The sequence below is a fragment of the Serratia quinivorans genome (genome assembly GCF_052113645.1).
Classification (GTDB): domain Bacteria; phylum Pseudomonadota; class Gammaproteobacteria; order Enterobacterales; family Enterobacteriaceae; genus Serratia; species Serratia quinivorans_B.
Map to the genome: position 1 here is coordinate 776,636 of NZ_JBIEIU010000001.1, position 15,783 is coordinate 792,418.

General features: G+C 58.7%; 14 protein-coding genes and 1 riboswitch. Of the genes, 9 read left to right on the forward strand and 5 right to left on the reverse strand.

The window, feature by feature from the left end; all coding sequences use genetic code 11:
* The first annotated feature begins 38 nt into the window (after positions 1-38).
* The gene (locus ACGS9J_RS03590; RefSeq protein ID WP_442229696.1) at positions 39-1,445 is read left to right on the forward strand and encodes a glycoside hydrolase family 1 protein; all 1,407 of its coding nucleotides are present in this window, start codon (positions 39-41) and stop codon (positions 1,443-1,445) included.
* 137 nt (positions 1,446-1,582) lie between these two features.
* On the opposite strand, the gene ACGS9J_RS03595 is transcribed toward ACGS9J_RS03590, so the two are convergent.
* Positions 1,583-2,635, reverse strand: coding sequence for a LacI family DNA-binding transcriptional regulator (locus ACGS9J_RS03595; protein ID WP_442229697.1), 1,053 nt, complete (start codon positions 2,633-2,635; stop codon positions 1,583-1,585).
* Between the two features lie 207 nt (positions 2,636-2,842).
* Here ACGS9J_RS03595 and ACGS9J_RS03600 point away from each other — a divergent pair, with 207 nt between their 5' ends.
* The 4 genes from ACGS9J_RS03600 (at position 2,843) to ACGS9J_RS03615 (ending at position 8,078) form a co-directional block, all read left to right on the forward strand.
* Positions 2,843-3,871 carry an ABC transporter substrate-binding protein gene (locus tag ACGS9J_RS03600; RefSeq protein ID WP_442229698.1) on the forward strand — a complete coding sequence of 343 codons (1,029 nt, stop codon included), beginning with the start codon at positions 2,843-2,845 and terminating at the stop codon, positions 3,869-3,871.
* 107 nt (positions 3,872-3,978) lie between these two features.
* Positions 3,979-6,207, forward strand: a complete 2,229-nt coding sequence (locus ACGS9J_RS03605) for an ABC transporter permease (RefSeq protein WP_442229699.1) — start codon at positions 3,979-3,981, stop codon at positions 6,205-6,207.
* Complete coding sequence (locus ACGS9J_RS03610; RefSeq protein WP_442229700.1) at positions 6,204-7,265, forward strand: ABC transporter ATP-binding protein; 1,062 nt, start codon at positions 6,204-6,206, stop codon at positions 7,263-7,265. Before ACGS9J_RS03605 ends, ACGS9J_RS03610 begins: the two co-directional genes overlap by 4 nt.
* Positions 7,266-7,289: 24 nt before the next feature.
* The gene (locus ACGS9J_RS03615) at positions 7,290-8,078 is read left to right on the forward strand and encodes an inositol monophosphatase family protein (protein ID WP_442229701.1); all 789 of its coding nucleotides are present in this window, start codon (positions 7,290-7,292) and stop codon (positions 8,076-8,078) included.
* Positions 8,079-8,162: 84 nt separating this feature from the next.
* Here the strand turns inward: ACGS9J_RS03615 and gap are convergent, their stop codons facing one another.
* From gap to ACGS9J_RS03630, 3 genes are all read right to left on the reverse strand, one after another.
* Positions 8,163-9,173 (reverse strand): type I glyceraldehyde-3-phosphate dehydrogenase, encoded by a 1,011-nt coding sequence (gap, locus tag ACGS9J_RS03620; protein ID WP_442229702.1) that lies wholly within the window; start codon positions 9,171-9,173, stop codon positions 8,163-8,165.
* A 78-nt stretch (positions 9,174-9,251) separates the two neighbouring features.
* Entirely contained in the window at positions 9,252-10,226 is a 975-nt protein-coding gene (locus tag ACGS9J_RS03625; protein WP_442229703.1) for a GlxA family transcriptional regulator, read from the reverse strand.
* A gap of 69 nt (positions 10,227-10,295) precedes the next feature.
* Positions 10,296-11,318, reverse strand: a complete 1,023-nt coding sequence (locus ACGS9J_RS03630) for an LLM class flavin-dependent oxidoreductase (RefSeq protein ID WP_442229704.1) — start codon at positions 11,316-11,318, stop codon at positions 10,296-10,298.
* A gap of 158 nt (positions 11,319-11,476) precedes the next feature.
* Positions 11,477-11,579: riboswitch (TPP riboswitch) on the forward strand.
* Between the two features lie 67 nt (positions 11,580-11,646).
* Between ACGS9J_RS03630 and tenA the strand changes: the two genes are divergently transcribed.
* Genes tenA through ACGS9J_RS03650 form a run of 4 tightly spaced genes read left to right on the forward strand, consistent with a single transcriptional unit; the run spans position 11,647 to position 14,807 of the window.
* A complete protein-coding gene (gene tenA / locus ACGS9J_RS03635) occupies positions 11,647-12,327 on the forward strand; it encodes a thiaminase II (RefSeq protein ID WP_442229705.1) in 681 nt (226 codons plus the stop codon).
* Positions 12,328-12,338: 11 nt separating this feature from the next.
* The gene (locus ACGS9J_RS03640) at positions 12,339-13,079 is read left to right on the forward strand and encodes an ABC transporter ATP-binding protein (protein WP_442229706.1); all 741 of its coding nucleotides are present in this window, start codon (positions 12,339-12,341) and stop codon (positions 13,077-13,079) included.
* Positions 13,076-13,843: an ABC transporter permease gene (locus ACGS9J_RS03645; RefSeq protein ID WP_442229707.1), complete on the forward strand. Its 768-nt coding sequence runs from the start codon at positions 13,076-13,078 to the stop codon at positions 13,841-13,843. Before ACGS9J_RS03640 ends, ACGS9J_RS03645 begins: the two co-directional genes overlap by 4 nt.
* Positions 13,844-13,871: 28 nt before the next feature.
* The gene (locus tag ACGS9J_RS03650) at positions 13,872-14,807 is read left to right on the forward strand and encodes an ABC transporter substrate-binding protein (RefSeq protein ID WP_442229708.1); all 936 of its coding nucleotides are present in this window, start codon (positions 13,872-13,874) and stop codon (positions 14,805-14,807) included.
* A gap of 56 nt (positions 14,808-14,863) precedes the next feature.
* Here ACGS9J_RS03650 and ACGS9J_RS03655 read toward each other — a convergent pair whose 3' ends face one another.
* Positions 14,864-15,595: an ABC transporter substrate-binding protein gene (locus ACGS9J_RS03655; protein ID WP_442229709.1), complete on the reverse strand. Its 732-nt coding sequence runs from the start codon at positions 15,593-15,595 to the stop codon at positions 14,864-14,866.
* Positions 15,596-15,783: the final 188 nt, after the last annotated feature.

Below are 15,783 nucleotides of genomic sequence, written 5' to 3' on the forward strand. Positions count from 1 at the left end.
TATGGTGCTACCGACACCTGAAACATTGAGGAGGTTATATGACGACGTACAAGTTTCCGGAAAATTTTTTATGGGGTGCGGCAGCATCCGGCCCACAAACAGAGGGTACAGATAACAAATTAAATCGCTCAATTTGGGATAGCTGGCACGCCAACCACCCCGAGCGTTTTTTCCAGGGCATTGGCCCGGAAAAAGTATGCGAAACGCTGCACAAGTACAAAGAAGACGTTGCGCTGATGAAGCACATCGGCTTTAACTCATTCCGCACCTCTATTCAGTGGTCACGGCTGATTGAAGATTTTGAAACGGGCAAACCCAACGCAGAAGCGGTACGTTTTTATCATGATTATCTTGACGAAATGATCGCTCATGGCATAGAACCGATGATCAACCTCTATCATTTCGATATGCCTGAATCTCTGCAAAATCAATATGGCGGATTCGAATCAACCCATGTGACCGATCTTTTTGCGCTTTTTGCCAAAACGGCCTTCGAGCTTTTTGGCCATAAAGTAAAATACTGGATCACCTTCAACGAACCCATTGTGCCAGTGGAGGGGGGATATCTTTATGACTTCCACTACCCTTGTAAAAAGGATGGAAAGCTTGCCGCCCAGGTGGGGTTCAACATCATGCTGGCCCATGCCAAAGCGGTAAAATACTACCGTGAGTTAGCCCTGCCCGGTGAGATTGGCGTAGTATTAAATCTGACCCCCACCTACACACGTAGCGATTCAAAGGAAGATGCCACAGCCGCGTGGCATGCTGATTTACTGTTTAACCGAAGCTTCCTTGACCCGCTGGTTAAACACCAGTTTCCGAAAGAATTGTGTGAGTTATTAATCACCCATGACTGTTTACCTGAAGTCACCAAATCTGATGTAGCCCTGATTACGGACTCTCGAATAGATTTTCTCGGGGTAAATTACTACGTACCTCGCCGGGTCAAGGCCCGCGAAGCCGAATACAAACTCGATTATTTCACCCCGGAATTCTATTTCGAAGACTATATCGACCCGGATGGACGTTTTAACCCCTACCGTGACAATAACGAGATCCTTCCGCAGGCCATTTACGATATTGCGGCGAATATCCGTGATAACTACGGCAATATAAAATGGTATTTAGCAGAAATTGGCATCGCTATGGATATCGATTCCGAAGGGCCCGTTCAGCCAGACGGTATTATTGACGATAGCTTCAGAATCAATCTCATGAAAGAGCATCTTGTTGAATTGCATCGTGCGATTAGCGATGGCGCCAACTGCTTCGGATTACATCAATGGACGTTTATTGATAACTGGTCATGGACTAACTCTTTTAAACGTCGCTATGGCTTTTATCGTCTCGACCTCACCACGGGAGAACGACAGATAAAACGTAATGCCCTGTGGTTCAAAGCGTTGGCACAGAACAACTCGTTTGATTGTGAGGCAAGTTCATAAGGAGTCTGCTTTTTTTGTATCCGCTCATCAAGGCGATAAATAACGGCCCTTGGGGCCGATAAACTGAAAAGTTATGCCCGTTTGAGGAAACTTGAGCGGGCTTTTTGCTTTCCGGCAGTTGGCCCGCCACGCCGAACTCAGGCGCCGCGAATGGTCTCGCGCCAGACAAAATCGGCATGGTACAAGCGGGTTTCGCCCGGTATCTCCTGCCCCAGCGCCGGCATCATGTTCTCCTCCTTCTGCTCTTGCGCCATCAACCACGCAACCGCGTCCTGCGCAAACAACGCCACCGGCTGGGTAAAGGTGGTGAGGTTGTAAGAAGACCAGGCCGCCTGCGGAATATCGTCGTAGCCCGCCACGCAGAGATCTTGCGGAATACGCAGCCCAAAGCGATGGCGCGCCTCGTCCATAAAGCCACAGGCCAGCAAATCGGTGACGCAGAATACCGCATCAGGCCGTTCGCGCCGGGTCAACAGACGGTGCGCCAGGATCTGGCCGCTCTCATAAGAGGTGGTGCCAAAGCGTTCGACGCTCACCTGCAGCCCCGCCGTTTCCGCCGCCTGGAGAAAACCGCGTTCGCGCGCCATCAGGCTTGGCGTTCCGGCCAGAGAGTTGGCGAAAGCGATGCGTTGGCAGCCAGCACGGGCAAACGCCATCACCACCCGGCCGGCCGCTTCTTCGTTATCCAGCCTGATGCTGAGCGAGCCGGGCAAGGTATCGTTACGGTTGATCAGCACCAGCCGCTGGCCGTGTTTGTGACACAGGCGAGCAATGCCGCTGTCCGGCATGCCGGAAAGCACAAACGAGGCATCCGCGCGAAAGTTAATCGCCTGCTGCAATGCCTGGGACACGCTGTCATCGGAGCGATCGGTGTTAATCAACATGGCGATTTTCCCCGCATCCTGCAGATGCTGGGTCAGCAACCGCACCAGGCTGGCCCGATAGGGCGTTGCCAGTTCCGAAACGATCAGGCAGACGATGCCACTGCGGTTGCGCACCAGTCCCCGCGCCAGATGGTTAACGTGATAACCCAGCTCCTCCGCCGCCCGCATCACCCTTTCGCGGGTTGCCGCCGACACGCTGGCGCCGGGCGTATAGGTCCGCGAGACCGCCGAACGGGAAACCCCGGCCAATAGCGCCACGTCTTTCGCACTGATCATCGCCTTGTCCATCGCCATCTTCACACCCATCCGTTACGCGTTCTGGGAAAAGTTTGCCGCATTTTGCAAAGCTGTGCAAATTTTTAGTGGTCAATTTGTTTCATTTTTGTGACGAGTAGGTTGAATTGTTTCACCACGCGATTGACAGCACAATTTTTATCCTCTAGTTATTTGCACACACGTGCAAAAAAAATAGGCGACAACGTATCGCCACCCTACACAACCAAGGAGAACACCATGCAACGCGTTACTCTGATGGCGGTCCTCGCCGCCGGCACCGCACTCTCTGCCCTGCCTGCTCATGCAGCCGGGAAACTGAATATGATCTGCTCCGCCGATGTCGTGGTCTGCGAGCAAATGACCAATCTGTTCGAGAAACAGCACCCGGATATCAAAGTCAGTATGGTGCGCCTCTCCGCCGGGGAAGCCTATGCACGTATTCGTACCGAAGCCCGCAACCCGCGCACCGATATGTGGTGGGCAGGCACCGGCGATCCGCATATGCAGGCCGCCGACGAGGGATTAACCCAGCCTTACAAGTCACCGCTGCTCGACCAGCAGCACGACTGGGCGCGCAAACAGGCTGAAAGCGCCGGCTACCGTACCGTCGGCGTCTACGCCGGGGCACTGGGCTGGGGATACAACACCAAGCTGCTGGCGGAGAAAAAACTCAAGGTGCCCGCCTGCTGGAGCGATCTGCTGGATCCGGCCTACAAAGGTGAAATCCAAATGGCCAACCCGAACTCCTCCGGCACCGCCTACAACACCCTTGCCACGCTGGTGCAAATCATGGGGGAAGAACCGGCCTTCGACTACCTGAAAAAGCTCAACGCCAATATCTCGCAGTACACCAAATCCGGCTCTGCACCGGTGAAAGCGGCGGCGCGCGGCGAAACCACCGTCGGTATCGTCTTCATGCACGATGCCGTCGCAATGCAGGTGGATGGCTTCCCGATCAAAGCCGTTGCCCCCTGCGAAGGCACCGGGTTTGAAATTGGCTCCATGTCGATCGTGAAAGGCGCCCGCAACCTCAAGGAGGCCAAGGTGTGGTACGACTGGGCGCTCAGTGCCGACGCCCAATCGCACATGAAAGACGCCAAATCCTTCCAGTTGCCGTCAAATCGCAACGCGGCGATTTCCGAATACGCACCGCGCTTCGAAAACATCAAACTGATCGATTACGACTTTAAAACCTACGGTGCGACAGAAAAACGCAAAGCCCTGCTCAGCCGTTGGGATAAAGAGATCGGCGCCAGCGCCCAATAATTCACAGCCCTTCCCTCCCGCATGTTATGCGCTCTGCAATAAACCGGGCGAGGTAACGCTCGTCCGTGCCGGGCGCGGTGAAGGACATATGAACTCTCGAGGTTAAGATGAATGCTCAAAACCGCCGCCTTGACGGGGCCCTCGTGCTGGGCGCACTGGCATTGCTGTTATTGCCCTGGTACAGCCTGGAAGCCGGGTTCTTCGACTTTGGTTGGCTAAGTACCCTGTGGCAGGATCAGGCGAGCGCCCCCGCGCTGTGGCAAATACTGACCTTTCAGCGCCCGTGGCTGACGATTGCCCTGCTGATGCTGCTGATTTGTGCACTGGCCCGCCTGCTGCAAATAGGTCGTTTACGCTCGCAATTGCTGATCGCTGCCAGCCTCGTCGGCGTGGTCTTTCTGCTGTTTGAAGGCCATGCCATCGGCTACAGCGGCTGGAACTGGCAGTGGAGCGAGCAGCTGTTTGGCACGCTCAGCGACGGTCAGCCGGCCTTTGGCGCCGGTGCCATTTTGCTGATCACCACATTTTTGCTGCTGTTCTCTTTCGCGCTTGCTGAACGCGGCGTGCTGAAGGGCGACGCTTTTGTGGTGGCCGCCATTGTGCTGCTGGTCGCACTGGTCACCACCTTCGTGCTTTACCCAGTACTGAGCATGTTTGTCGCCTCGGTGCAGGACGTGGACGGTTCGTTCAAGCCGGACAGCCTGATCGCCAATATGCAGGACCCGGCGATTTGGAGCCTGGGCTGCCTGAAGGGCGGCAGCTGCGGTACCGCCTGGCGGACTCTGACGCTGGCGCTGATGACCGCCAGCGGATCCACGCTGCTCGGTCTGGCTTTTGCCCTGGCTGCCACGCGCACGCCGCTGCCATTCAAGAAAGGGCTGCGCATGCTGACGGTGCTGCCGATCATTACCCCACCGTTCGTGATTGGCCTGGCGCTGATGCTGCTGTTTGGCCGCGCCGGGGTGGTTACCGAACTGCTCGCCAGCCTGTTTGGCATCGAACCCGGCCGTTGGCTTTATGGCCTGACCGGCATCTGGATTGCTCAGGTGCTCTCCTTCACCCCGATTGCTTTCCTGGTGTTGATAGGCGTGGTGGAAGGCGTCAGCCCTTCATTGGAGGAAGCCTCGCAAACGCTGCGGGCTAACCGCTGGCGCACCTTCCGTTACGTGTCCCTGCCGCTGATGGCCCCCGGGTTGGCGAATGCCTTCCTGATTAGCTTTATCGAAAGCATGGCCGACTTCGGTAACCCCATGGTGTTGGGCGGCAGCCACGGCGTGCTGTCGACCGAAATCTTCTTCTCGGTGGTGGGTGCGCAAAACGATCCGAGCCGCGCCGCCGTGCTGGCGATCATCCTGCTGTGCTTTACCCTCAGCGCCTTTATTTTGCAACGCCTGTGGCTGGCGGGGAAAAGCTTCGCCACCGTTACCGGCAAAGGGGATTCCGGTACCCACTGCGGGCTGCCGCGCGGATTACGCTACGGCGTATACGCGTTGGTGATCCCCTGGGGCCTGTTCACGCTGGTCATCTACGGCATGATCCTGATCGGCGGCTTCGTGCAGTCATGGGGACTCGACAGCAGCCTGACGCTGGGCCATTACGCCCGCGCCTTCGGTTTCCACTGGAACAGCAGCCAGATAGTCTGGACCGGTGTCGCCTGGAATTCGTTCTGGACCACGCTGGAAATCGCGCTGATCGCCGCGCCGCTCACGGCCATCGTCGGCTTGCTCACCGCCTGGTTGATCGTGCGGCAGAAGTTTGCCGGCCGCCAGACCTTCGAGTTTATGTTGATGCTCAGCTTTGCCATTCCCGGCACGGTGATCGGCGTCAGTTACATCATGGCGTACAACCTGCCGCCGCTGGAAATCACCGGTACCGCCCTGATCCTGGTCGCCTGCTTCGTGTTCCGTAATATGCCGGTCGGCGTACGGGGCGGCATTGCCGCCATGAGCCAATTGGATCGCAGCCTGGATGAAGCCTCGCTGACACTGGGTGCCGGCAGTTTCCGCACCCTGCGCAAAGTGATCCTGCCGCTGTTGAAACCGGCCATCAGCGCCGCGCTGGTTTACGCCTTCGTCCGGGCCATTACCTCCATCAGCGCGGTGATTTTCCTGGTCAGCGCCCAGTACAACATGGCCACCTCTTACATCGTCGGGCTGGTCGAAAACGGGGAATACGGCGTGGCTATCGCCTACTCCTCGGTGCTTATCGTGGTGATGCTGGCGGTGATCCTCACCTTCCAGTTGCTGGTGGGCGAACGCCGCCTGCGCCGCGCCATCCGTATTGATACTCCGCCGGTGGCGCCACCATCGGCCTTACATCAGGAGAATGCCGTATGACTGCCATTCGTTCAGGCTCGGTGGTGTTTGAGAACGTCACCAAACAGTTTGCCGATTTCACCGCCCTGCCCGGGCTTTCTCTCACCGTCGAACCCGGCACGCTGGTGACGCTGCTTGGCCCTTCCGGCTGCGGCAAAACCACCACTCTGCGCCTGTTGGCCGGCCTGGAGCACCCGACCTCAGGCCGCATTCTGATTGGCGGCAAGGAGGTCACGCACCTGCCCGCCAATGAGCGCGACGTCGCAATGGTATTCCAATCCTACGCGCTGTTCCCGCACATGAACGCGCTGGACAACGTGATGTACGGCCTGCTCGCCAGCGGGCTGTCACGCAAAGAGGCGCAGGATCGGGCACGCGAAGGGCTGAAATTGGTCGGGCTGGAAAGCATGGGCCAACGCCTGCCCGCCGAACTCTCCGGTGGCCAGCAGCAGCGCATTGCCGTGGCACGGGCGTTGGTATTGGAACCGCAGGTGCTGCTGCTCGACGAACCTTTATCCAACCTTGACGAGCGGTTACGTCGCCGTGTCCGCACCGAGATCCGCGATTTGCAGCAGCGCCTCGGCTTTACGGCGGTGTACGTCACCCACGATCAGGAAGAGGCCCTGGCGGTCTCCGATAAGATTATCGTCATGAAAGAAGGGCATATTGCCCAGCAGGGTGCACCGCAGGAGCTTTACCACTCGCCGGCCTCGGTGTTTATCGCCGACTTTATGGGCGAGGCCAATATCCTGCCCTGCGACGTTGAGCAAGTGGCCGGCGGCGAAGCGTTGATCACCCTCGGCAGCCGCCAGTACCGGGTTCCTGGGGCTACAGCACGCCCCGGCGCTGCGCAGCTTTCGGTACGTCCGCAGTTCATCACCCTGCTGCCGGAACAAAGCGGCGCATTGAACGGTGAAGTGACCCACAGCACCTGGCTTGGTGACCATATCGAATATGAAGTAAAAACCGATCTCGGCGCGCTGTTTATTGTCGACGTGCAGATGGAACGCCAACTGACGCCGACCACCCGCGTGGCCATTGACTTCAAAACTCAGGGTCTGGCACTGATTGCCCAGTGATCCTGACAACGTTAAGGAATGAAGATGAATGAACAGATTTCCCAGCGCCTGACGCTGGCAGAACAGGCGGCACGCGAAGCCGGTGCCAAAGCGCTGGACTACTTTAACCGTCGCGAAAGCCTGGTGATTGAAACCAAACGCGACGCGCAGGACGTGGTGTCAATTGCCGACCGCGAGGTTGAACTGCTGATCCGCGAGCAAATTGCCCGTCAATTCCCGCAGGACGGTTTTTTGGGCGAGGAGTTTGGACTTCAACCCGGCGATTCCGGCTACACCTGGGTGGTGGATCCGATCGACGGCACCAGCCCTTTCGTTAATGGCATGCCAAACTGGTGCGTGTCCGTTGCCGTCATTCATCAGGGCGAGCCAGTCATTGGCGTGATTTTTGCCCCCTGCCAGCAGGAGTGTTTCAAGGCCGCTCGTGGTGCAGGCGCGACCCTCAACGGCAAAACGCTGCGAGTCGATCCGCAACGCACCCTGCAAAACCACGTCACCGGTTTTGGTGCCAACAGCTATGTTAAACCGGAACGCGTGGGCGAAATTGCCGCCGCAATCACCGCCGTGGGCGGCAGTTTCTTCCGCAACGGTTCCGGCGCCATGATGTTGGCATGGGTCGCCGCTGGGCGACTGGTGGGCTATTACGAACCTTATATGCACGCCTGGGATTGTCTGGCGGGTTATTGCCTGGTCAACGAGGCCGGTGGCTGGACCCACCCGTTCAATACCGAAGGGGAATATTTGTTGCGCGGCGGGCCGGTGCTGGCGGTCGCGCCAGGGGCCAAAGCAGAATTAATGCGTATCGCGCAATTGTGATGGGAAGGGTCGAACATGTTCGACCCGATTTAATCCATTGATGATGCTATTGGGCGCAGCATACAGCGCCCCTACTCTTAAAATCTACAGCCCGCGTTTTTCCATCAGCACCGCCAGGTCGATCAGGCGGTTAGAGAACCCCCACTCGTTGTCGTACCAGGCAAGCACCTTGACTAACTTGCCACCGATAACCAGCGTGGAAAGCCCATCAATAATCGACGAACGCGGATCGCCTTTATAATCGCTCGACACCAAAGGCTCATCGCTGTAGCCAAGAATATCCTTGAGAGGGCCGGATTCGGCAGCCTGGCGGAAAGCGGCGTTGATCTCTTCAACCGTCACTTCGCGTTTCAGCGTAACCGTTAAATCGACGATAGACACCACCGGTACCGGTACCCGTAGCGAATAACCGGTCAGACGGCCATCCAGTTCCGGGATCACCTTGCCGAGCGCTTTGGCTGCGCCACTGGAGTAAGGCACAATCGACTCCGCAGCGGCACGGGCGCCGCGTAAATCTTTCTCCGGCTGATCGTGCAGCGCCTGGCTGTTGGTGTAAGCGTGGGTGGTGTTCATCAGGCCGTATTCAATCCCAAAGGCCTGATGCAGCACCTGCGCGGCGGGCGCCAAGCCGTTGGTGGTGCAACTGCCGTTGCTGACCACGCGGTGCCTGGCCGGATCGTACTGATCCTGGTTAACCCCCATCACTATGGTGATATCGTCGTCTTTTGCCGGCGCGGAGATAATGACGCGTTTAGCGCCACCTTGGGTGATGTGCACTTGCGCCTTGGCTTTGTCGGCGAAGAATCCGGTCGCTTCGATCACCACCTCGACGCCCACGCTTTTCCACGGAATGGCGCCAGGATCTCTTTCGGAGAACACATGAATCGGCCTGCCGTCCAGCAGCAGCTGATTTTCACTGGCCTCAACGCTGGCCGCCAACCGACCTGAAAGCGAATCGTATTTCAGCAGATGCGCCAGCGTTTTGCTGTCGGTCAAATCGTTGATCGCCACAACTTCAAAGTCACTGCGACCTAACGCAGCACGCAAAACATTCCTGCCGATTCTGCCGAATCCATTAATGCCTACTTTGACCATGATTTCCTCCTTCATTTTTGGCTCTGCTGCCAATTTATGCCGGAGAGGTCATGACGTAAATGACGTTTACAGATCAATTTACGCCAAAATGCGCGAATGGAAACGCTCGCGGTATTCCGTGGGGGTGAGCTGCAAATGCCGTTCGAAAACGCGGCGCAGATTGAGCGCATTGCCGAAACCGCTGCTGGTGGCGATTTGTTCGATGCCTTCCGAACTCTGTTCCAGACGCTGCCTGGCGGTATGCAAACGCCCTTCTTCGACAAATTTAGCAGGCGAGATACCGGTCTCGCGGGTGAACACCCGCGTAAAGTTGCGCGGACTCATGGCGACCCGCTCGGCCAATTTCTCAACGGAGAGATCTTCGGCCAGGTTTTCCAGGATCCAACTCTGCAGATCGCGGATCGGCCCCGGCGTTTTGGCCTGATTCAAAGGGTAACGGCTGAACTGCGCCTGCCCGCCGGGCCGACGAAGAAACATCACCAGATCTTGCGCCACTTCACGGGCCTGCACGAAGCCGTAATCGTCTTCCACCAGCGCCAACGTGAGATCGAACCCGGAGCTGACGCCGCCGGAAGTCCAGACAGAGCCGTCCTGCATGTAGATTGGCCCATTTTCGACCTTCACTTTAGGGAAGCGCGATTGCAGGGTCTCCAGCAGTCGCCAATGGGTGGTGGCCCGACGTCCATCCAGCAAACCGGCTTCGGCGAGTAACATCGCCCCGCCGCAAACCGACGCCACTCTTCGCGCTTGGGGGGCCGCGCGGCGCAGCCAATCCACCACAAAAGCACTTTCTTCCTCGGTCGCCCCTTTGCCGGTTACGATGATGGTGTCGCGCTCCACTTCCGGATCAAGATCCGCCAGCCGATGATCGGCCAACAAATTCAAGCCGGAAGAGCCATGCACCACCCGGTGCGACTGGGTGGTGACGATCGCCATCTGGTAGAGCGGCGCGTCATCCGGCCTCAAGCGGTTGGCTTGCATCAGGATGTCGGCGATCCCCGCCGATTCAAACAGCATGCCCCCTTCGGGGACGATAATCAGAAATGTGTGCATGTCCTTAAAATACAAATTCGACAAAATAAGTCAAGAACGCTTCCCGGTTTGAGAAGCGTTCTCCGCCGATCAGCGCCAGCCCAGCGCCGGGGCGACATGGGTCAGGATCGACTCAATCACATGGGCGTTGTAGTCAACGCCCAGCTGGTTGGGCACGGTCAGCAGCAAGGTGTCGGCTTCGGCAATGGCTTCGTCCTGCGCCAGTTGCTTGATCAACAACTCCGGCTCGGCCGCGTAGCTGCGGCCGAAGATGGCACGGGTCTGCTGATCGATATATCCCACCTGATCGCTGTCCTGCCCGCTATTGCCGAAATAACTGCGATCCTGCTGGTTCATCAGTGCAAAGATGCTGCGGCTGACCGATACGCGTGGCTCACGCGCATGGCCCGCGGCCTTCCAGGCATCTCGATAAGCGCGGATCTGCTTGGCCTGCTGCACGTGGAACGGCTCGCCGGTTTCGTCGTTTTTCAGCGTCGAGCTTTGCAGGTTCATCCCCAGCTTCGCCGCCCAAACCGCCGTGGCGTCCGAGCTGGCGCCCCACCAGATGCGTTCGCGCAAGCCGGCGGAGAAAGGTTCCACCCGCAGCAAGCCCGGTGGGTTCGGGAACATCGGTTGCGGGTTAGGTTCAGCGAAGCCTTCGCCACGCAACGCTTCCAGCAGAACGTCGGTGTGGCGACGCGCCATATCCGCTTCGGTCTCGCCTTCGGCTGGCGTATAGCCAAAATAACGCCAGCCATCAATCACCTGTTCGGGAGAACCGCGACTGATGCCGAGCTGTAACCGCCCGCCGGAAATCAGGTCAGCGGCGCAGGCGTCTTCGACCATATAAAGCGGATTTTCATAACGCATGTCGATCACGCCGGTGCCGATCTCGATACGCTGGGTTTTGGCACCGATGGCGGCCAACAACGGGAATGGCGAGGCGAGCTGGCGGGCAAAGTGGTGCACGCGGAAATAGGCCCCATCCGCCCCCAGTTCTTCTGCCGCCACGGCAAGGTCGATGGATTGCAGCAACGCATCCGCAGCCGAACGGGTGCCCGACTGTGGCGAAGGCGTCCAGTGGCCGAAAGAAAGGAATCCGATTTTCTTCATGGGGGTGATCCTTAGATTCATTAATGACCGGATTACAGTGACAAAAATCGCCCCCTTCCGGCCAGAAATATCGTGGCCGATCGCACGAAACGGATCCTTGCACCGCGCCGTTCTGCATCGCCCGAGCATTGTAATCAAAAAGTAAATATCGTATAACAGGCTCCTCCGAGGGGTGTCCTGTTATGGGCTGAGATGGCGTAAGCCGAACCCTTTGAACCTGATCTGGGTCATGCCAGCGAAGGGACGGTCGGCAATACCCCCTCTCGGCTATTGCCTGTTCATACCTCACCTCAGCGCGCCCGGATCTCCACTCACTTTTGGAGGTCCCATGTTAACTCCCCTGTTCGATAAAGGTCTTTACGGCAAGCTGCGCCAACAGGCCGGCGGTCACTGGCAGGACTATGTGGCACACCCTTTTATCCAGCAATTGGCGGCCGGTACGCTGCCCGAATCCGCTTTTCGCCGCTATCTGACTCAGGATTATCTGTTCCTGATCCACTTTGCCCGCGCCTACGCCCTGCTGGTCAGCAAACTGCGCACCCTGCCGGAAATGCGGGCGGCCACCGCCTCGCTCAATGCTATTGTCGCCGAGCTGCCTCTGCACCTGGCCTATTGCGCCGACTGGGGGCTGAGCGAGCCGCAAATAGCCGCCGAACCCGAAGCGCCAGAAACCCTCAATTACACCCGCTATGTGCTCGATATCGGCCACGCCGGTGATGCCCTCGATCTGCTGGCAGCCTTAATGCCCTGCGTCGCCGGCTATGCCGAAATCGGCCTGCGCCTGCTCAAGGATCCCAATACGCAGATGGAAGGCAACCCCTATGCCTCGTGGATCCGCAACTATGGTGACCCGGCGTATCTGGCCGGGGTGCAGGCCGCTATCGATCTGCTGGAAACCCTGGGCCACCAGCGCGGTGCCGAGAGCCGCCTGACCGAACTGTCGGTGATTTTCACCACCGCCACCCGCCTGGAGTCCGCCTTCTGGCAGATGGGGTTGAATGCCCAATGAGCCTCGGCGACATGCAGCCAAAGGCTGTCCGGCCCGGCATTCAGGTACGGGATTTAACCTTGCGCTTTGGTCAGCAGGTGATTTTCGATGGTCTGAATTTCGATATTCCCGGCGGCAGCTTCGTTGCCCTGCTCGGCGCCAGCGGCGCGGGAAAAACCAGCCTGTTGAAGATCATTGCCGGGCTGGCGAAACCCACTTCAGGTACGGTGGTCGGCAGCGATGGCCTGCCGATCGCCGGGCGCATTGCCTATATGGGGCAAAAGGATCTGCTTTATCCCTGGCTGACGATTGACGAAAATATTAGCCTCGGCGCACGGCTGCGCGGCGAAAAGGTTGACCGCGCCTGGGCGGAACATCTGCTGGAGCGCGTGGGGTTGAGCGGCTATGGCCGCAGTTTGCCTGCCGCGTTGTCCGGCGGCATGCGCCAACGCGCCGCGATTGCCCGCACGCTGTATGAACGCCAGCCGATTGTGTTGATGGACGAACCCTTTTCGGCGCTGGACACCATTACCCGCGCCATGATCCAGCAGTTGGCTGCCGAACTGCTGGCGCAGCATACCGTGCTGCTGATCACCCACGATCCGATGGAGGCCTGCCGCCTTAGCCACCGGTTGCTGGTGCTGTCCCGCTATCCGGCCGGTCTCGATGATAGCCATGTCATCGAAGGTTTACCGCCGCGAGCGCCAGACAACCCCCAACTGCTGAAAAGCCAGAGCGAATTGCTGCTGCAACTGGTGAGGGCGGCCGGATGAAAACCTTGCCTGAAAACCGCCTGTCACGGATGCGCCGCAGTCTGACGGTGTTTGCCGGCCTGTTGCTGCTGTGGGGGCTGGTCACGCTGGGTGATATTCCCGCCTTCCTGTTGCCCTCTCCTTCTGCCGTGGCGCAGGCGCTGTGGGACAACCGGGATTACCTCGCTTATCACACGCTAATCACCGCCGCAGAGATCGCCTGCGGCTTGCTGGCCGGGGTTTTGCTCGGTGCCACGTTGGCGCTATGCATGATTTTTTCACCGCGCCTGCAACGCTGGTTGATGCCGTTGGTGCTGACCAGCCAGGCGATACCGGTGTTTGCGCTGGCGCCGCTGTTGGTGCTGTGGTTCGGCTTTGGCATGAGCGCCAAAGTAGTGATGGCGGTGTTGGTGATCTTCTTCCCGGTCACCTCCGCGTTCTTCGACGGACTGCGCCGGGTCAATAACGATTACCTCGATCTGGCACGCACCCTGCGCGCTTCCCCCTGGGCGCAACTGCGGCACGTGCGGTTGATGGCGGCGCTGCCTGCTTTCGGCTCCGGGCTGCGCATGGCCGCCGCCGTCGCCCCCATCGGCGCCATCATCGGCGAATGGGTTGGCTCGGCAGAAGGCCTGGGTTACGTGATGCTTAACGCCAACGCGCGCATGCAGACCGACGTCTGCTTTGCCGCGCTGTTTATTCTAGTGCTGATGACCGTCCTGCTCTGGGTGACGGTAGACGCGCTGCTGCTGCGCCTGATCGACTGGGCGCCGGAAAATGACTGATCGCCTTTCAACGACAAGGGTAACAACCATGCTTAAAAAAACCGTCTGCGGGCTGCTGCTCAGCACCACTTTGGTCGGCCAGGCCAGCGCCGCGGAAAAACTGACGCTGGTGCTCGACTGGTATATCAACCCCGACCACGCGCCGATTATGGTGGCCGAGCAGATTGGCGCCTTCAAGGCGGAAGGCCTGGACGTCAAGATTGTGCCCCCTTCCGACCCGGCGCTGCCGCCACGGCTGGTCGCGGCTAAACAGGCCGATTTGGCCATCACCTATCAGCCACAACTGCACTTTTTCGCCGACCAGGGCCTGCCGCTGGTGCGCGTAGGCACCCTGATTAACTCGCCGCTCAATACCGTCATTACGCTGGATAAAAGCATCACCACCCCGGCGGGTCTGAAGGGCAAAAAAATCGGCTATTCGGTCAGCGGCATCGAGCAGGCCACGCTGGCGACCATGCTTGAACATGAACGCCTCAACCCCAAAGACACCCAACTGATCAACGTTAACTTCCAACTGACCAGCGCCCTGCTGGCGGGCCAGGTGGACGCGGTGATCGGCGGCTATCGCAACATTGAAGCGCTGGAGCTGAAGCTGCAGGGCAAAGATCCGGTGGTGTTTAACGTGGAAGACTACGGCGTGCCGACCTACGACGAACTGATTATCGTCGCCAATCGCGATTCGCTGGCCGAGCCGAAAATCAAAAAATTCCTCGCCGCGCTGAAAAAAGGCAGCGATTACCTGCACGCCCACCCGCAGGAAAGTTGGCTGGCGTTCGCCAAGGCACACCCGGAACTGAATACCGAGCTGAACAAACAGGCCTGGCAAGCCAGCCTGCCGCTGTTCGCCACCGATCCGGCCAAGCTGGATAAAGCACGCTATCAGGCCTACGAACAGTTCCTGTTCGACAACAAACTGATCAAGAAAATCACCCCGGTAGATCAGTACGCCGTGGAACTGCATTAAGGGTTTTCGCTTTATTAGGGGCGCAGTTCATATGCAGCGCCCCTACCATTCTCCCCTCAAGCAGAAGGCGCGACGGTCACATCTCCTTGCCCACTGCGTTGCAGCGCCTGCCGCACCAGCCCGTTCGCCTTGCACCGCTCGACAAATTCGCGCACATAGGCCGCGCCCGCTGTTTTTTGCCGAGGTACCGCCATCGCCTGCTGGATGGCGGTGAAATGCCCGGGCAGCACCCGATAACCCGGGGTTGCCGCTGCCGCAGCGACCAACGGCTGACGCACGCCCGCGGCCGCATCCAGCCCCTGTTCGAGGAATAAGGTTATTGCCGCGGCGGAGGTCTCCGCCCGCACCAGTTGCGCATGTTTTAAGGTACGCGACAGGTACAGGTCATAAGCCGCGCCCTTGCCCACGGCAATGCGCGCCCCAGGCCGATCGAGTTCGGCAACCTGCCGGCAAGGGGACGCCTGCGCCACCAGATAGGTCCCCTCGATGATCACATAAGGTGCGCTGAAAGCGATTTCTGCCGCCCGCACCGGTTCGATGGCCATAAAGGCGACATTCCAGTCCCCGGTTTCCAGGGCGGCGAAAACCTTGCCCGCCGCGTCGTAGGTCACCAATTCCAGCGGCACACCCAGCTCATGCGCCAGTGCACCGGCCAAGGTCACGGAAACCCCCTGTGGCTCACCGCCTGGCCCCGTCTGTGCCAAAACCGGATTGCCAAGATTGATTGCCGCACGCAGCACCCCCTGCGGGGCCAAATCATCGAGGACAGCGGCGGGAAGGCTATGCATGGTTTTCTCCTGAAGAAAGAGTAAAGGTGTCGCGTCGAGGTTACCCATTAAGGCTAGAGCCAAACGCCGGATGAGCAACATTCCCGCGGGGTGCCTCTCACGGGCGTGATTAGCGTCACACTATTGTCACAAAAACGACCAATCGCACCCCGCCGCGCCTGGGCGGCGCAAACACGCATTGACCCTGA